This is a genomic window from Aeromonas taiwanensis (genome assembly GCF_000820165.1).
Lineage (GTDB): Bacteria > Pseudomonadota > Gammaproteobacteria > Enterobacterales > Aeromonadaceae > Aeromonas > Aeromonas taiwanensis.
In genome coordinates this window covers 38,835-56,417 of the sequence record NZ_CDDD01000087.1, presented here as the reverse complement: position 1 = coordinate 56,417, position 17,583 = coordinate 38,835, and the positions used below count along the sequence as shown (strand labels likewise).

The following is a 17,583-nucleotide window of genomic DNA, read 5'->3' as shown; positions in this document are numbered from 1 at the left end:
TATTCTCAACATGAAAAATTTGCTTCACTACTGGCCCATGCTGCTGTCCGGTACGGCACTGGCCGCCAGCGATCCCGCCAGCACAGATCTCGCCGGCCATCCGCCCGCTCTCCGGGAACACGAGACCATAGTGGTCAAGGGGCAGCGCATCGAACAGAAGCTGTCCGATGTCGCCGGCTCCATCACCGTCATCACGGAGGAGGATCTGGAACGCCAGGTCGCCACCGAACTCACCGACGTGTTCAAGAACGAGCCCGGCGTCTCGGTGACCGGCTCAGCCGGACGGCCGCAGAACATCATAGTGCGCGGCATGGGCGGCAACCGGGTGCTGATCATCAAGGACGGGGTCCGGGTCAGCGACGGCTTCGGCGCCGACGACCTCAACGACAAGGTGGGCCGCTTCAGTTTCGACCTCGACGACGTCAAGCAGATCGAGGTGGCCAAGGGCGCCGGCTCCTCCCTCCATGGTTCGGATGCCATCGGCGGCACCATCGTCATCAGCACCAAGCAACCGGAAGACTACCTGCAGGGCCAGGATGCCTACCTCAGCAGCAAGGTGCTGCAGGATGGCGGCAGCGACAAGCAGAAGCTGAGCGCCACCGGTGCCGCCAGGCTATGGGAGAGCGAACACCTGCTGCGCCTCTCCGGCTGGCAGGGGCACGAGACCGCCAACTACGACGAGAGCCGCATCCCGGCGGATCTGGACGGCCTCAGCGCCTCCACCAGCTCCCGCTTCCCGCTAAGCGATCATCACCAGCTGCGCCTGGAATTCGACTACTTCGAGGACAACGCCGAGCGGGATCAGGGCCCGCGCGAGGTGCCCCAGCCCGACGGCAAGTGGCAGGTGCGCCAGTACCAGGAACAGGGCAGCCAGCGCACCCAGGGGGGCAAGCTCGCCTGGGAGGCGAGCCGCCTGGACAGCACCCTCGCGGATCAATTCACCTGGAGCCTCTATGGCAACCACTCGAAGAACACCGCCAACAAGCGCAGCCTGCTGCAAAACGACCTGCTGAGCGGCTACCCCCGCTATCGCAGCGAGCGTGAGCTCGCCACCTTCACCGAGGAGCGGATCGGCACCGAGCTGGACGTGCGCCGGGATCTCGCCACCGGCAACCTGATCCACAAGTTGAGCTACGGCGTCGAGCTGGAGCGCACCACCCACGAACGGCCGGTGGAGAAGTTGAGTCTGGAGGCCGGCATCCCCCAGCCCACCCAGTCCGCCCCCTTCAGCCGCGCCCGCACCGACCGTGCCGGGGTCTGGCTCGGCGACGTGGCGACCCAGGGGCCATGGCAGTTCACCCCGACCCTGCGCATGGATCACCAGTGGCTGCAGCCGCTCGATGGCAGCAACGGCGAGAACCACAGCTGGCACCTCTCCCCAAGCCTGGCCACCAGCTACCGCTTCAACGAGCAGTGGCGCAGCTGGCTGAGCTACGCCAACGGCTTTCGCGCCCCCTCCTATGACAAGGTGTACGGCAACATCCCCCACTACTTTGCCCTGCCGCCGTTCGAGATCATCGCCAACACCGGCCTCAAGGAGGAGACCAGCCACAGTTTCGAGTGGGGGGTGAGCGGTGAAGGGGATGAGTGGAGCATCAAGCCTGCCCTCTTCTACAACCGCTACTACAACTTCATCGACTGGCGCGAGGTGGGGCTGCGCCTGAGCGATGGCGTCATCCTTCGCCAATACCGCAACGTGGCCAGGGCCGAGACCTGGGGGGCCGAGGTGGCCGCCAGCTACTGGCTCACCCCGGCCTGGGAGCTGGCCATCAAGCTCGGCTGGGTCGACGGGGAAGACAGCCAGGGCGAGGCGCTGCGCACCCTCACCCCGCTGGAGGGCAACACCCGCCTGAGCTACCAGGCCAGCGACTGGAGCGTCGGGGTACAGGCAGACTACGCCGCCGCCATGAGCCGGGTGCCCAGCTGCGGCAACAGCCTGAGCGGTCGCCAGGGGGACTGCCTCAAGAGCGCCGGCTGGTTCAGCCTGGGTCTGACGGGAGACTGGCTCGTCACCGACGCCCTCAAGGTCAACCTCAAGCTCGACAACCTGTTCGACACCCGCTACACCCGCTACCAGGATGTGGCCGGGCTGGAAGCCGGCACCGATGCCTCCCTCTTCACCCAGAGCGGCCGCACCCTGAGTGCCAGCCTGCGCTACACCTTCGTGGGGTTATGATGCAGGCACTCTTGATCCTGGCCAGCCTGCTGGCCGCCCCGGCGCCGACGGCCGCGCCGGCCCCCCGGATCCCCGAACGCCCTCTGATGATGAAGGGGGAGATAGCCCGCCTCGATCCCTACGGCGGCTGGCGCGACGACAGTCGCCAGGATCCCGCCCTGCTGGCGCTGCTGGGGGAGCAGAACCGCTGGACCGAGCAACAGCTCGCCAGCCAGGCCCCCCTGGCGCAGGCCCTGCAGGCGGAGTGGCAGACCCGCCCCCGCGGCGAGCCCATGCCACAAGAGTGGCTGAGCGAGGCCGGCAGCCAGTGGCGGATGGACGCCGACGGCAGCCTGTGGCAGCGCAGCAGCGAACAGACCGCTCCCCGCCAGCTGCTGGCCCCGCGCCAGCCTGCCGAGGGCTACTACGAGCTCGCCGCCTGGGCCCTGCGCCCGGACGGGCACCTGCTTGCCCTGGCCGAGGATCGCAGGGGAGATCGGGACTACCGCATCACCCTGCTGGATCTGGCGAGCGGCGAGACGGTCGCAACCCTGGAGCACCGCGCCGCCGATCTGCTCTGGAGCCGGGACGGCAAGACCCTCTACACCATTGCCAACGAACCCCGCACCCTGCGCCCCTGGCAGCTGTGGGCCTGGCAAGAGGGTAAAGAGGTGCTGGTGCATCAGGAGGCGGACGCCGCCTGGCTGCTCAGCCTCTATCGCACCACGGATCGGCGCCACCTGATCCTGCAGAGCAACAACCACGACAGCGCGGAGCAGTACCTGCTGGAGGATGGCAAGGCGACCCTCGTCAAGGGGCGCCAGCGCGGGCTCGAGTACTACCTGGATACGCAGGGGGAGCGGGTGCTGCTCAAGAGCAACCGGGATGGCGCCATGGGTCTCTACCAGGCCGCCAGCCTGGGAGAGGTGGCCAGCGGGCCCTGGCGTCCGCTCTGGTCAGGCGAGGGCAAGGATCTCGAGAAGTGGCGCCTCTTTGCCGACTACACGGTCCTGCAGTATCGCCACAATGGGGACGACTGGCTCGATGTGCTGGATGGGGGTGGCCAGCTCACCCACCGCCTTCCCCTGACCGAGGGGGCCGGCACGGCCTGGATCCAGGGCAGCCAGGATCCGGCTGGTGCGCGGGTACTCATCCGCCGTCAGGGCATGGCCGAAGCACCGCACCAGCGCTGGCTGGATCTGGCGAGCGGCCAGTGGCAGGCCGATGATCGGCCCGCCGAAGACGCTCTCTATCAGAGCGAGCGGCGCTGGGTGACGGGCAAGGACGGCGTCAAGGTGCCCGTCTCCTTGGTGTGGCGCAAGGAGATCCACACGCCCAGGGCGCTGCTGCTCTATGGCTATGGCGCCTACGGCACCCCCATGCGCCCCTACTACCAGCCTCAGGTGCTGAGCCTGCTGGATCGCGGATTCGTCTACGCCATCGCCCACGTGCGCGGTGGCGGTCTGCTCGGGGACGAGTGGTATCGGGCGGGGCGCGGCCGGCACAAGCAGCAGAGCGTGGACGACTTCCTGGCGGTGGCCGATGCCCTGGCCCGGGATCCCGCCATCGATCCCGCCCGGCTGTTCGCCATGGGGGGCAGTGCCGGCGGCCTGCTGGTGGCGGCCGCCCTCAACCAGGCACCGACCCGCTTCGCCGGGGCCGTGTTGCAGGTGCCCTTCGTCGATCTGCTCGGCACCATGAGCGATCCCGAGCTCCCCCTCACCCGCCAGGAGTATGCCGAGTGGGGCAACCCGGCCGTGGCCGCCGACTATCAAGCCATGCGCCGCCTGAGCCCCTATGACAACCTGCACGCGGCGCCCTATCCCCCCGTCCTTGTGACGGCCGGGCTGCACGACAGTCAGGTGCCCTATTGGGAGCCCCTCAAGTGGGTGGCCCGTCTGCGGGAACGCAGCACGGCGGCCGGCCCCTATCTGCTGCGCACCGAGCTTGACGGCGGCCACCTCGCCACGTCCCGAACGGCCCAGCAGCGCGCGGCGCAGGAGTATGCCTTCCTGCTCACCCTGGCCGGCGTCGACCACTGATGCCAGCCCTATTTTCTTCTGTCTTGGAGTCACTCATGAAATCGTCCTCCCCGGCCCTCTGGCTGGCGGCTACCCTGCTCTCCCAGCCGCTGCTGGCGGCCGAGCTGCAGTTTGTCGATGAACCGCCCCTCTCCACCACGCCCCGGGCCTGGCTCGAGGCACGCCTCGGCGTGACACTGGCCCCCGATTACGACAGGGCCAGTCTGCTCGGCCACCACTACAGCTTCCGCCAGCGGGTCAACGGCCTGCCGGTGGCCGCCACCCAGGCCGCCGTCAGCGTCAACACGGCCGACAGCCCCTGGCGCCTCTATCACAACCTGCGCCCTTTGCAGAGCAGTGAACCCGGCTGCGACGCCTCCGGCAATCTGGATCCCCTGCTGGGCCAGCTGCGCGACGGCGGCAGCGAGATCGACACCCTGGGTCCGGTCGAGACCTGGTACTGGCGTGACGGCGACACCCTGGTGCCCGCCCTGCGCCAGCGGGTGCGCGAACACCAGGCGGGCAACGCCAAGGCCAGCCAGGTGCAGCTGTTTGCCAGTTGCGACGGCGAGCGCGAGCTCGGCCGCCTCGGGGATCAGGCGACCACCCAGGCCCTGCGGGCTCCTGATACGGGGGATCACCTCGTCCAGGCCCGGGTGTTCGACCCCGACCCCCGCACCCAGTTGCAGGACGCCAGCCTGGTCTGGCACGAATCCCTGCAGTTGGCGGATGCCGCCTATCAAAACCAAGTTCCCCTGCCGGTCAGTCTGATAGAGGGGCACTATGTGCTGAGCGGCCCCAATGCCCGGGTGGTGGACGCCATGGCCCCCGAGTCTGCCCCCTACAGTGCCGACAATGCCCAGGCGTTTCGCCTGATCCGGGACGATCGCGGCTTTGCCGACATCAACGCCTACTACCACCTGGATCTCGCCCAGCGCCACCTCAAGGGGCTGGGCTTTGGCGAGCTCATTCCCGGTGCCCTCGACATCGACACCGATGCCGGCTATCAGGACAACTCCCTCTACGACCCGTTCGAGCGCAGGCTGGAGCTCGGCCGCAGCGGCGTGCCCGATGCCGAGGATCCCATGGTCATCTGGCACGAGTTCGGCCACGGGGTGCAGCACCACATACTGCCGGATCTCGGGGAAGAGGGGGACTGGGGCGCCATCGGCGAGGGCTTCAGCGACTACCTGGCCGCCAGCCACCGCCAGCGCAGCGAGACAGGCCGCCAGTTCGAGCCAGCCATGGTGTTCAACTGGGATGCCCGCTTCACCGACCGCACCCCGCGCCAGCTCGACGATCTGCGCGCCCGCTACCACCCGGACTACAGCTACCCGGCCCACCGCACCATCAACGGCAGCAACGGGGATCAGCTCTGGGGCACCCCGCTGTTCCAGGCCCTGCTGGCGGCGGTGGCCGCGCACGGCGACGAGGCCAGAGACGAGTTTGACCGCCTCGTCATCGAGTCCCACTTCGGCCTGGGCCCGGCCATCCGCATGCCGCAGCTGGCCCGCGTCACCGTGGATACCGCGGCCCGCCTCTACCCGACCCGCCACTATGCCCGGCTGCTGGAGCAGGCTTTCCGCCAGCACGGCCTGCTCCAGGCCCCCATCCAGGTCGCCCTGGCAGAGGGCAGCGCCATCGAGCTCGGCCAGCGCCAGTCGGTGCAACTGAGCCTCAGCAACCCGGGCAAGGCCCCGGTGACCCTGAACGCCCTGGCCCTCCAGCTGCCAACCGGGCTGCAGGCCGATCCCTATGCTTGGCAACCGGCAACCCTGGCCGCCGGCGCCACCATGACCACCACTTTGCGTCTGCTGGCCGAGAGCCCGCTCGCCTGTGGCGACGAGGTGGCACTGCCGGTGAGCCTCGCCATGAGCGGCACCAGCCCGACCGAGCGCCAGTGGCAACAGTCCCTGACCCTGCCCATCGGCACCCCCGTCATCCACCGGGCCAACGGTCAGCCGCTGACCTTGAGCGACGCCACAAGTGACGAAGTGCGGGGGCTGAGCGAAGCCAGCCTGCTGCTGGAGAGCCGTGACGCCCGTGTGAACGACAGGCTGCAACTGACCCTGGATCTGCAACACGAGGCGCTGGACGAGCTGGAGATCTGGCTCAACTCCCCCGCCGGGACCCGCGTCCAGATCTGGGACAAGGGCTACAGCCCGCTGCCGCGGCTCAAGGGGGTCTTCCCCACCGAGCTGCTGCCCCTGCAACCCTTCAGCGCCTTTGAAGGGGAACCCCTGGCCGGTCGCTGGACCCTGGAGATAGTGGACAGCAAGCCGGGCCACCGGGGCCGCCTCAACGGCTGGAGCATCAGCCAGCGCATCGGCGCCCAATGCGGTGAGCCCGTCCCCGTGCCCGACGACGGCATCATCCACTTCGACACCTCGGACAGCAGCGGCGGCGGCACTTTCAGCCTGCTCTGGCTGCTGCCGCTGGCCCTCTGGCGCCGCCTTCGCCGCCACGGCTCTACCCATATATAAGGAAGAGAGGGGCCAAGGCCCCTCCAAGGACACCCCATGACCATGAGAATGACCCCGATCGCCTGCCTGCTGGCCCCCCTGCTCAGTGCCTGTGGTGGCGGTTCGGATGAAGCCCCCCTGGCCGCTCCGGACTACCGCCTGACGGTCAACCTGCCCGCCGCGGGCACCCTGTGCGTGAACCTGAATCAGAACGACCGCTGCGAGGCCGAGGAGCCCGCCGTCAGCGGCAACGCAGGCCCCCGCTCCCTGAGCGGTGGCAGCCCCGCCCTGCTGACCAGCCCCTTGCTGTTCCTCCCGGCGGATCCGGCCGCCCTGACCTTAAGCCACCCGGCTGCCCGCCAGGACAACCAGACGCTCACCCCCAGCCCCCTGAGCACCCTGCTGCAGACCCGCATCGCGGACGGACTGCCGCCGGCCCAGGCCCTGGCCGAACTGCTGCTCGCCCTGGCGCCCCTTCACCCCGGCACGGATCTGGCCGCCCTGACGCAACTGCAGGACTTCAACGCGGCCCTCGGCGAGCTCGCCCTCGCCGTCCTCGATGACGACACCGCATTGCCCGGGCTCACGGCCAACGAACGTCAACGCCAGGTGTGGCAGGGGTTGCTCACCCTGCTGCCCGCGCTCGGCCAGCATTTCGCCGCCAGCCCCGAGTTGCTGAGCCTTCAGGCCGAACTCGGCGCCGTGTTGCAGCAACAGCAACCCGGGGCGCTGGTCACCGCCAGTGGCGTCACCACCTACAGCGACGGTGTCGACTACCTGCTCGAGCACGAACCCGCCGATCACCCGGGCCAGGAGGCCAGCCTTGGCCAGGCGCCGCTGCGCTATCGCAAGCTCGATGGCCGGGGCCTGCCCCTGCCGGACAGCGCGGCTCAATGGGATTGCGTGGAGGATCTCAATACCGGCCTCGTCTGGGAGAAGAAGCTGGCGGATCCGGACAGTCCGCGGGATCTGCACCGCACCTTCGCCTGGGAGTTCGATCATTACCACCCGACCCAGGAGGAGCGGGATTACGCCTGCCCCGAGGGGGAGGCCATCTGCACCACGGAGCAGTACCGTCAGTGGCTCAACGCCCAACAGCTGTGCGGCATCGCCAGCTGGCGCCTACCCCACGCCCGTGAGCTGATGAGCCTGCAGCACTACGGCTCCCTCGCCCGCCAGGATGGCCAGCTCGTCACCCTGGATGTGCACTACTTCCCCGATGTCGGCACCGGACTCAATGGCTTCGATGGCTATTACTGGAGCCAGACCCTGACCCCGTCCCGTCGGCTGGAGAGCGCCCCTCTGAGCGCCATCGCACAGATCTTCCTTGGGGACGACGCCGGCACCGACTACCCCACCCCAGTACAAAACAGCGACGATGCCAACGGTCTGCAACTGCGACTGGTGGCCGAGGTAACCCGATGAACAAGTATCTTCTGACCCTGCTGCTCTGCCTCGGCAGCCCGCTGGCCCTGGCCATCGCCATCTGCGACGACACCCTGCCCCGCACCAGCCCCACCTCCCGCTTCCTCGATCACGGCAACGGCACCGTCACCGACAGGGGCACAGGCCTCACCTGGATGCGTTGCCAGCTCGGCCAGACCTGGCGCGACCAGAGCTGCAGCGGTGAGCCGACCCGGCTTTACTGGCAACAGGCCCTGCTGACGGCCGAGCGGATCCGCACCGAACCGAGTCACGCGCTCCATGGTTTCGGCGGCCACAACGACTGGCGCCTGCCCACCATCAAGGAGCTCGCCAGCCTGCTGGAGTCCGCCTGCTACAAGCCCGCATTGAACGAGACCATCTTCCCCCGCGCCATGGCCGGAGACGGCAAGGAGGTGAACGACGGTTACGTCTATCTCTGGTCTTCCACCCCCTTCCCCTCGGGCAAGGCGGTAGCCTACCTCGACATCACCAGCGGTTCCGTCGGCCTGCGCGCCCCCGGTGCCTGGGCGAAACAGGTCTTGCTGGTGAGATGAAGGAGTCAGACGGGGGTCTCTTGGGCCCCCGTCAGCATTGCGGCACCGGGCCCGTTGTGACCCGAGCCGTCAAAAAAGCATCAAATTGCGTCACTGCATGCCGGTTAGGGCCGGTTTTGCGCCCCTGAGCGCTGGCGCGAAACCGGCAGAGCGGTTAGTCTAGCGGCGTTGAACCAATCCCAAGAGGTACAGATGAAAACCGTGTTGCGTTTTAGCCTGCTGGGCGCCTTGCTTTTGGGCGGCCATGCCTTCGCCGCCGAACCGAAAAAATTTGATATCAGCATGTTCCCTGCCGCCGAGGTGAACCAGGAACGTGTCGTGATCCGCCTGCCGGAAGTCGAGAACGAAGCCGACATGATGGTCGAGCTGCAAGTGGGCAAGAAGATGCTGGTCGACTGCAACCTGCCCCGCTTCGCCGGTAACCTGGAACAGCACAGCGTCAAGGGCTGGGGCTACAACTACCTGACCCTGGGTCAGGTCTCCGGCCCCGTCAGCACCCTGATGGCCTGCCCGGACGGCCAGAAGAAAGAGAGCTTCGTCCAGATCTATGGCCAGGGCTTCTTCGTGAACTACAACTCCAAGCTGCCCTTCGTCATCTATGTGCCCCAGGAGTATGAAGTGCGTTATCGCCTGTGGCGCGCCGACAACCTGGCCCAGCCAGCCATGATTGAATGAGTCCACGACTCTCAGGTTCAGCTCCGTCATGAAGTCAAAATAAGGCGCCATTTGGCGCCTTATTTTTATCCTGCAGACCCTGTCATGGCCGTTTTCTGCTGTACAAAAAGTGTCATAACTCCACTATTTTTCAGGCTTTTTTGTGCTGCTCCCCGCAAATTTCCGGTACGGGATGGGACAAACCCCGTTCGATAAAAGATATTTATTAACATAGTAAGAAAATTGATTTTGCACTCTGCGACGGCCTGATGATACTTGCCCGCAAAGGTCAAACTAACCAGAACAAGAGCACTATGAGCTTCGAATCAGACAAGCGTTTCAACGACTTCAAACATTTTCCCCGTGGCCTGCGTCGCAGTGGCGAATTCACCGTGGCCGAAGCGGACAGTCTGGAAAAATACGGCACCGTGATGCTGGCGCTCTATCAGGGCAACCAGGCTCCCCGCGATGACGTAGAAAGTGCCTTTATCGAACAGGTCAAATCCGGCGCAGCCGGCACCAACCCCCACGCCAAGGTGTGGTTCAAGTACCTGAAGGTGATTGGTCCCAAGCGCGTACACCGTCTGTGCACCGTCGCTGGCGGCGCCAATGAAGATGCGGGTGGCAGCTATGAGGGTGGCGGCGGCGGTGGCGGCAGCGACGAGTCCCTCGATTAATGGATACCGAGCTGCTTCGGACTTTCATCGAGGTCAGCAAGACCCGGCACTTTGGCCGGGCTGCTGAGAATCTCTACCTGACCCAATCGGCGGTAAGCTTTCGGATCCGCCAGCTCGAGCAGCAACTCGGGGTCAGCCTGTTTGCCCGCCATCGCAACAACATCCGCCTGACCGCCTCCGGTGAGCGTCTGCTACCCTACGCAGACGCCATCTTGCATACCCTGGGCCGTGCCAAGCAAGACGTGGCCCTCTCCCCCGGTTTCAGCCAGCAGCTCGCCATCGGTGCCCCCGCCGTCTTCTGGGAGCTCGATTTCAACGACTGGCTCAATCATGTCTATGCCCTGGCCCCCGGCCTTGCGGTGCGGCTCGAGACCGCCTCCCGCGAGCACCTGTGCCGCCAGTTGCTGGAGCGCTCCCTCGATCTCGCCCTGCTCTCCGAGCCCACCAAGATCGACGAGATCGCCCTGCACCCCATCGGCGAGCTGGTGTTCGAGCTGGTGAGCCGGGAGCCGGCCGCGAGTGCCGACAGCCTGATGCAGATGCCCCACATCCACCTCGACTGGGGCACCAGCTTCGAGCCGCCGTCGAGCCGGCTGCAGAGCCTGCAGAAGACCCCGGTGCTGCATTCGAGCTCCGCCAGCATGGCGCTGCAGTTCGTGCTGGCCAACGGTGGCGCCGCCTATCTGCCGCGGCGCATGGTGAGCCCCTTCCTGGAGCAGGGACGGCTTCACCTGGTGGAGGGAGGCCAGGCGCTGAGCCGTCCGCTCTACCTCGCCTATCTGGAGAAATCCGATCGCCGGGAGCTGATCGATCAGCTGCTCACCCTGCCCCTTGGCTGGGATGACGCCGATCTGCGCCTGCCCGTCGCCGAGCCGAGCCCGTCGCTCTGACAGGACCAGCGTCTCCCTACCGAGTACGACGCAAAACACATGAAAAAAGGGGCCGACAGGCCCCTTTTGCATGAATCCGGCACGGCCTCAGCCGTGATGACGACGATCGTTGGCCTGAGCCAGCAGGGTGCGGCTCTCCCGCAGGAACTCGTCCGCCCGCGCCCCGAAGAAGCCGGAGACCTGGGAGAACGCCTCGATGAAGCCTTCCCTGTCCCCCCGCTCCAGCAGCCCCAGCGCCTCGCCGAAGTTCTGGTAGTAGCGGCGGATCATCGCGAGGTTCTGCGGCGACGACAGAATGATGTCGGCGTAGAGGTGCGGATCCTGGGCGAACAGCCGTCCCACCATGGCCAGCTCCAGCCGGTAGATGGGGGAACTCAAGGCCAGCAGGCGGTCGAGGTTGGCCTGCTCCCGGGAGAGGTGCCAGCCGTAGGCGAAGGTGGCGAAGTGGCGCAGCGCCTGGATGAAGGTCATCGCCTCGTCGTGGGCCCTGGCTTCCACCTGCTGCAGGCGGGCGCCCCAGATGGTCATCTGATCCAGCAGCCACTGACTGGCCGCGGGCTCGCGCCCCTGACAACAGACGATCACCTGCTTGGCGAGGCTCGCCACGTCCGGCCCGAACATGGGGTGCAGCCCCAGCACGGGGCCCTTGTGGACCGCCAGCATGTGCTCGAGCGGCGCCGCCTTCACGCTGGTCACGTCCACCAGCAGGCAGTCCGCCGGCAGGTTGCCGAGCCGGTCGATCACCTCGCAGGTGACGTCGATGGGCACGGCCACCATCACCAGCCCGGCACCGCGCAGGATCTCGTCGGCGCGCGGCCAGTCGGCCTGACCCAGGGTCTCGACCCGGTAGCCCGAAAGGCTGAACAGGTTGCCGAACAGGCGGCCGAGCTGGCCCTGACCGCCGATGATCACCACCTTGCCAAGGTCCGGCTTCATGCACTTGAAGTGGTGCTCCTTGTCGCTGGCGGACTCCAGGATATAGGACTCGCGCATCACACGGCGCAGCACGTCTTCGATGAGATCGCCGGGTACCCCCAGGACTTCTGCCTCCGCACGGCGGCGGGCCAGCATGCTCGCCTCCCGATCCGGCGCGTAGATGGGCAGGCCGTGCCGGCTCTTCACTTCCCCCACTTCTCCCACCAGGGCGAGACGGGCGGCCAGCAGATCGATCAGCTGCTTGTCCACCGCATCTATCTTGTCCCTGAGGGCATTCAACTCTTCAGCCATGTCCAGTCCCTGCCGGCGCCGCCCGTGGCGGCGCCCTGTGAATCAATACGTTGCCACAAGATACCACGGCTTATGCCGATGTTCTGGCCAAAAGTGGTGCCGCCAGCTGGCTGTGGCAGCGGGCCAGCAGCGCGTCCGTGGTCTCCCAGTCGATGCAGGCATCGGTGATGGAGACACCGTAGCGCATGTCGCACTTGGGCTGCTCGCTGGACTGGTTGCCTTCGAACAGGTTGGATTCGAGCATCACCCCTATGATGGAGCGGTTGCCCTCCTGGATCTGGTGGATGACGTTGTCGGCCACCTTGGGCTGCAGGCGGTGATCCTTGCTGGAGTTGCCGTGGCTGCAATCCACCACCAGGCCGGGCAGCAGGCCCGCTTTCTCCAGCGCCTCTTCCGCCAGCGACACGTTGACCGAATCGTAGTTCGGGTGCTTGCCGCCGCGCAGGATCACGTGACCATCCGGGTTGCCCTGGGTCTGCAGCAGCGCAACCTGGCCCTGCTGGTTGATCCCCATGAAGGCGTGGGGGCTGGAGGCCGCCTGCAACGCATTGATGGCGGTACCCAGGTTGCCGTCGGTGCCGTTCTTGAAGCCGACCGGCATGGAGAGGCCGGACGCCATCTCCCTGTGGGTCTGGGATTCGGTGGTGCGGGCACCGATGGCCGACCAGGAGAAGAGCTCCGCCAGGTATTGGGGGCTGATGGGGTCGAGCGCCTCGGTGGCCAGGGGCAGCTCCAGCTCGGCGAGCCAGCAGAGCAGCTCGCGGGCCCGGTGCAGCCCCAGCTCCACATCGAAGGTGCCGTCCAGGTTCGGGTCGTTGATAAAGCCCTTCCAGCCGACCGTGGTGCGCGGCTTCTCAAAGTAGACCCGCATGACAATGTAGAGAGAGTCCTGATAGGCATCATGCAGCGCTTTGAGTCTGGTTGCGTACTCTTTGGCGGCGTCCATGTCGTGGATGGAGCAGGGACCACAGATCACCAGCAGACGGTGATCGCGACGGTGGATGATGTCGGCGATGGTGTTGCGGGCCCCTTGCACGAATGCCAGCGCACGATCGGAGATGGGCAGTTTCTCCTTGAGCTGGGCAGGCGTGATCATCACTTGTTCGGACTGGATATGGATGTTGTTCAGGGGATCTCTTTGCATTTTCTCATTCTCTCTACTGTATTAAGCCAAGGGCACCGACCGTATACTTTAGTTTACATAAGTCAGCACTTTGTTACGCAACCGCCCCCACCTTACCAAGGAAAAACAAACAATCAAGTGAAACCAGCGGCATCATGTACCAACAGATGGATAAATGACCACTGCGGCGCGCACAAATGCCAGAAAATAGCGTCCAGGAGTCCTCTCACAACCAGAATTCGTAAACATTTATTTCCAATCGCCTACAGCAAGGCCTCACCCAACGGCCGCACGTCCTGCCGATGAGCCCCCCATGACAGCGGCAGGACATAAAAAAGCGGGGCACCTGGCCCCGCTTGCATTCCCGTGTCGCTCTTCTTTTATTATTTGCCGTGCGCCTTGATCACCTCGACCGCCTTGTCGGGGAAGTCGCTGAATACCCCGTCCACATCCGCCTGGTAGAGGAAGATGTTGAGCAGGTCGGTGAAGTCTTTCGCATAGGCAGGGATCTGCCCCTCGTCCTGACGGAAGGTGTAGGGGTGTACCTTGAGGCCCGCCGCGTGGGCCTCTTTCACCATGGCGGTGAAGACCGGCTTGCCCGGGGTGCCTGGCTCGGTCACCACCATGGGCTTCCAGGGGCCAATCCCCTCGGCGTAGGTGGCGATGGTCTTCATGGCACCCGGCTTGAACATCCAGTCGTAGTCATAGGGGGTCGCCTTGCCCCTGGCGTCGTAGACCATGGTCTCGTTCCAGTCGGTCTCGGCCATCAGCTGCACCAGCTTGAGATCCATCCCCATGGCAGGCATCAGCTCGCTGTTGATGCGCTTGAGCTCGTTGGCATCGAAGCACTGCAGGTAGACCTTGTCGTCCTTGCCGGTGTAGCCGTACTCCTTCAATACCTTGAGCACCGCCCTGGAGATGTCCTTGCCCTCGTGACGGAACAGCCAGGGGGCCTTGATCTCCGGGTAGATGCCGATGTTCTTGCCGGTGCTCTTGTTCATGCCCTGGATCATCTCGATCTCTTCCTGGAAGGTGTGGATCTTGAAGCTGGACTTCCAGAGCGGGAAGCGGGCGGGATAGACGGGCACCTGCTTGCCGTCCACCAGCTGGAACGGCTCGGTCATGCGCAGGGAGCGCACCTCGTCCAGGGTGAAGTCCACCACATAGTAGCGGCCGTCCGGGCGGGCCCGGCCGGGGAAGCGCTCGGCCACGTCGGTGATGCCGTCGAGGAAGTGATCGTGCATCACCACCAGCTGGTCATCCTTGGTCATCACCAGATCCTGCTCCAGGTAGTCCACCCCCATGGCGTAGGCCATGGCCTTGGACTCCAGGGTGTGCTCGGGCAGGTAACCGGAGGCGCCGCGGTGGGCAATGACAATCTTGCCTTCATCGGCGGCAAGTGCGGGCAATGCGAGGGCGATCCCGAGGCCAAGGGCCACCAGGGTACGGTGAGTTTGTTTCATTCAGGGTTCTCTTTGTTATTGTTTATTTGGTGTAGGTGATTGTTATAGCAGAGGTTTATTGCTGTTTTACGGCGGGCGGCAAAGGCCGCCCGCCGTCATTCATCAGCTGGCCTTGGGCAGGGCGTTGTGGTGCTCCGCCAGCCAGGCGGCGAGCTGCTGTTGCTCGGCCTCGGAGAGGCGCAGCCCCAGCTTGCTGCGGCGCCACAGGATGTCTTCCAGGGAGTGGGCCCACTCCCGCGCGATGAGGTAGCGCACTTCGGATTCGTACAGACCGGCGCCGAAGTGCTGGCCACGATCCTCCTTCAGCCAGAGCCGGGCATGGCTGCCGTAGGCTTCGGCGATGCGGCGGGCGCTGCGCTCATCCAGCCACTCGAATTCGAGCATGTAGGCCCGGGCCAGCTCGGTGGTGGAGCAGTCAAACTCGCCCCCCGGCAGCCGGCAGCTGGCAGTCCAGTCCTCGCCCATCTGGCTGAACCAGGGTTTGAGCTTGTGGCAGGCGGCCTGGGCCAGCTTGCGGTAGGTGGTGAGCTTGCCGCCAAAGACCGACAAGAGCGGCGCGCCGTCGGACTCGCCGGACAGCTCCAGCGTGTAGTCCCGGGTCACCGCCTGGGGCGAGTCGGACTCGTCATCGCACAGGGGGCGCACGCCGGCATAGGTCCAGATCACGTCCTTGGGGGCGATCTGGCGGGTGAAGTGGGCGTTGACCACCTTGCACAGGTAGTCGATCTCGGCGTCGCTGATCTTGGCCTCCCGCGGGCTCCCCTTGTGCTCCACGTCCGTGGTGCCGATGAGGGAGTAGTCCTGCTGATAGGGGATGACGAAGACGATGCGGTTGTCCTCGTTTTGCAGGATGTAGGCCTCTTCGCGCTCGTGGATGCGCGGCACTATCATGTGGCTGCCCTTGATGAGGCGAATACCGCGCGGGGATTTCTCGTGCAGGCTCTCGTCATAGAAGGTCTTGACCCAGGGGCCGGCCGCATTGACCAGACCGCGGCAGCTGACGGTGAACTGCTCCCCCCCTTCCCGCTCCAGCGTCAGGGTCCAATGCTTGGAGCCGCGCACCGCCTTCACGCAGCGGGTGCGGGTCTGCACGTCGGCGCCCATGTCCCGGGCCAGCATGGCGTTGAGAACCACCAGGCGGGCGTCGTCGACCCAGGCGTCCGAGTATTCGAACCCCTTGCTGATGCCGTTCTTGAGGCCGTCTTGCGGCAGGAAACGCACGCCGCAGCTGCCCTTGAGCTTGTCGCGCTTGGCCAGGTTGTCATAGAGGAAGAGGCCGGCGCGGATCATCCAGGCCGGGCGCAGGTGCGGGCGATGAGGCAGGCGAAAGCGCATGGGACGGGCGATGTGAGGCGCCATGCCGAGCAGCACCTCCCGCTCCGCCAGCGCCTCTTTCACCAGCCGGAATTCGTAATGTTCGAGATAGCGCAGGCCGCCGTGGATCAGCTTGCTGGAGTTGGACGAGGTGGCAGAGGCGAGATCGCTCGCCTCGAACAGCGCCACCTTCAGCCCCCGCCCCGCCGCATCTGCCGCAATGCCGACCCCGTTGATGCCGCCGCCGACGACGACCAGATCATAATGTTCGCTCATGTTCACCTACTTTCTTATTTTGTGTTTGCTATGACAGCAATGTTTGATTTCGCTCATATTAGAGCATGAAAAAACATTAAACGAACATTTCATGAGAGAAATGTGATCGCGATTGTTTTGGCAATGCTAAAAATGCTGCCAGTCGGTGACGAAACTCCGTGCTGGGGCCGGGTCCACGGGAAGCCGGGGTCTGGCGTGCGGCTCGGTGCGTAGGGGAAGTCGTGGGGAAAGTGGAGCGTTCAACGCTGCAGGCGGCAGTCGCAACTCGATGAATGGCGTTCGGGTAGGCGTGTGGAGGAATGGGGTGTTCAGCGCTGTGGGCGGCAGTCCGTCAGTCGGGCCTGGGAGCGCAAGCCGGTGCGCGGGGGGAGTGGGCGTTTAGCGCCGCTGAGCGGCCATCAGTCAGCCGTGAAACGGCGGCGAGGCGTGCAATGGGGAGGAAAAAGCGGCCGCCACAGGACGGCCTGATGCTAGAGCAGTGGAAATATCAGCAGATATGGCAGGCGATCTGGTGCTGGGACATCAGCCGCATCAGCTTCTCCGGCGGCTCCTGATCCGTGAACAGGGCGTGGATCTGGCTGAGGTTGCCGAGGTTGACCATGGCGTTGCGGCCGAACTTGGTGTGGTCGGCGGCCAGGAATACCTGGCGGGAGTGGGCGATGATGGCCTGGGCGATCTTCACCTCGTGGTAGTCGAAATCGAGCAGGGAGCCATCGCTGTCGATGCCAGAGATGCCGATGACGCCATAGTCCATGCGGAACTGGCCGATGAAGTCGCGGGTCGCCTCCCCGACGATGCCGCCATCCCGGTTGCGGATCTCGCCGCCGGCGATGATGACGGTGAAATCATCCTTGGCGGTCAGGATGCTGGCGACGTTGAGGTTGTTGGTGACGATGCGCAGCTCGCGGTGATCCAGCAGGGCGCGGGCGATGGCCTCCGTGGTGGTGCCGATGTCGATGAAAAGGGACGAGCCATCCGGGATGTTGGCGGCCACTTCCCGGGCGATGCGCTCCTTCTCCTTGAGCTGCATCACCTTGCGGGCGCTGTAGGCGGTGTTGACGGTACTCGAATGGAGGGAGGCCCCGCCGTGATGACGCCGGATCTTGTTCTGCTCGGCGAGATCGTTCAGATCACGACGAATGGTCTGGGGGCTGACGTCAAAATGGGTCACCAGATCGTCGGTCGAGACAAAACCCTGTCGGGTCAGCACGTCCAGGATCTCCAGGTGTCGTTGGGTTTGCTTCACGCTTGCACTCCGCAGATGAGACGAAAAAAGGCCCCGGCAGGTGCGGGGCCCTTGGCAGTTTACCTGATCCCTTTTCCGATCGATAAGGGCAGGATC

General features: G+C 65.3%; 13 protein-coding genes. 8 read left to right on the top strand and 5 right to left on the bottom strand.

Annotation, left to right across the window (positions count from 1 at the left end; all coding sequences use genetic code 11):
- Positions 1–10: 10 nt before the first annotated feature.
- The 8 genes from BN1136_RS15195 (at position 11) to hdfR (ending at position 10,838) form a co-directional block, all read left to right on the top strand.
- Positions 11–2,176, top strand: a complete 2,166-nt coding sequence (locus BN1136_RS15195; protein ID WP_043761598.1) for a TonB-dependent hemoglobin/transferrin/lactoferrin family receptor — start codon at positions 11–13, stop codon at positions 2,174–2,176.
- Positions 2,176–4,197 (top strand): prolyl oligopeptidase family serine peptidase, encoded by a 2,022-nt coding sequence (locus BN1136_RS15190; RefSeq protein ID WP_043808838.1) that lies wholly within the window; start codon positions 2,176–2,178, stop codon positions 4,195–4,197. Before BN1136_RS15195 ends, BN1136_RS15190 begins: the two co-directional genes overlap by 1 nt.
- A 35-nt stretch (positions 4,198–4,232) precedes the next feature.
- Positions 4,233–6,659: a proprotein convertase P-domain-containing protein gene (locus tag BN1136_RS15185; protein ID WP_043761600.1), complete on the top strand. Its 2,427-nt coding sequence runs from the start codon at positions 4,233–4,235 to the stop codon at positions 6,657–6,659.
- A 36-nt stretch (positions 6,660–6,695) separates the two neighbouring features.
- Positions 6,696–8,063, top strand: coding sequence for an Lcl C-terminal domain-containing protein (locus BN1136_RS15180; protein WP_043761602.1), 1,368 nt, complete (start codon positions 6,696–6,698; stop codon positions 8,061–8,063).
- On the top strand, positions 8,060–8,617 hold the full coding sequence (locus tag BN1136_RS15175) for an Lcl C-terminal domain-containing protein (protein ID WP_043761604.1): 558 nt from the start codon (positions 8,060–8,062) through the stop codon (positions 8,615–8,617). The genes BN1136_RS15180 and BN1136_RS15175 overlap by 4 nt, the downstream gene beginning before the upstream one ends.
- A gap of 192 nt (positions 8,618–8,809) precedes the next feature.
- A complete protein-coding gene (gene eco / locus BN1136_RS15170) occupies positions 8,810–9,292 on the top strand; it encodes a serine protease inhibitor ecotin (RefSeq protein WP_005328180.1) in 483 nt (160 codons plus the stop codon).
- A gap of 293 nt (positions 9,293–9,585) precedes the next feature.
- The gene (locus tag BN1136_RS15165; RefSeq protein ID WP_043761607.1) at positions 9,586–9,948 is read left to right on the top strand and encodes a MaoP family protein; all 363 of its coding nucleotides are present in this window, start codon (positions 9,586–9,588) and stop codon (positions 9,946–9,948) included.
- The gene (gene hdfR, locus BN1136_RS15160) at positions 9,948–10,838 is read left to right on the top strand and encodes an HTH-type transcriptional regulator HdfR (RefSeq protein WP_043761609.1); all 891 of its coding nucleotides are present in this window, start codon (positions 9,948–9,950) and stop codon (positions 10,836–10,838) included. The genes BN1136_RS15165 and hdfR overlap by 1 nt, the downstream gene beginning before the upstream one ends.
- Before the next feature lie 87 nt (positions 10,839–10,925).
- On the opposite strand, the gene tyrA is transcribed toward hdfR, so the two are convergent.
- The 5 genes from tyrA to BN1136_RS15135 all read right to left on the bottom strand — a co-directional run bounded on the left by tyrA (position 10,926) and on the right by BN1136_RS15135 (position 17,487).
- Positions 10,926–12,065, bottom strand: coding sequence for a bifunctional chorismate mutase/prephenate dehydrogenase (tyrA, locus tag BN1136_RS15155; protein WP_043761611.1), 1,140 nt, complete (start codon positions 12,063–12,065; stop codon positions 10,926–10,928).
- Between the two features lie 70 nt (positions 12,066–12,135).
- A complete protein-coding gene (locus tag BN1136_RS15150) occupies positions 12,136–13,209 on the bottom strand; it encodes a 3-deoxy-7-phosphoheptulonate synthase (RefSeq protein ID WP_043761614.1) in 1,074 nt (357 codons plus the stop codon).
- Positions 13,210–13,571: 362 nt separating this feature from the next.
- Positions 13,572–14,651, bottom strand: a complete 1,080-nt coding sequence (gene glpQ / locus BN1136_RS15145; protein ID WP_043761617.1) for a glycerophosphodiester phosphodiesterase — start codon at positions 14,649–14,651, stop codon at positions 13,572–13,574.
- A 102-nt stretch (positions 14,652–14,753) separates the two neighbouring features.
- Entirely contained in the window at positions 14,754–16,241 is a 1,488-nt protein-coding gene (gene glpD / locus BN1136_RS15140) for a glycerol-3-phosphate dehydrogenase (RefSeq protein WP_043761619.1), read from the bottom strand.
- A gap of 487 nt (positions 16,242–16,728) precedes the next feature.
- Positions 16,729–17,487, bottom strand: a complete 759-nt coding sequence (locus BN1136_RS15135; RefSeq protein ID WP_042077039.1) for a DeoR/GlpR family transcriptional regulator — start codon at positions 17,485–17,487, stop codon at positions 16,729–16,731.
- Between the last annotated feature and the right edge of the window lie 96 nt (positions 17,488–17,583).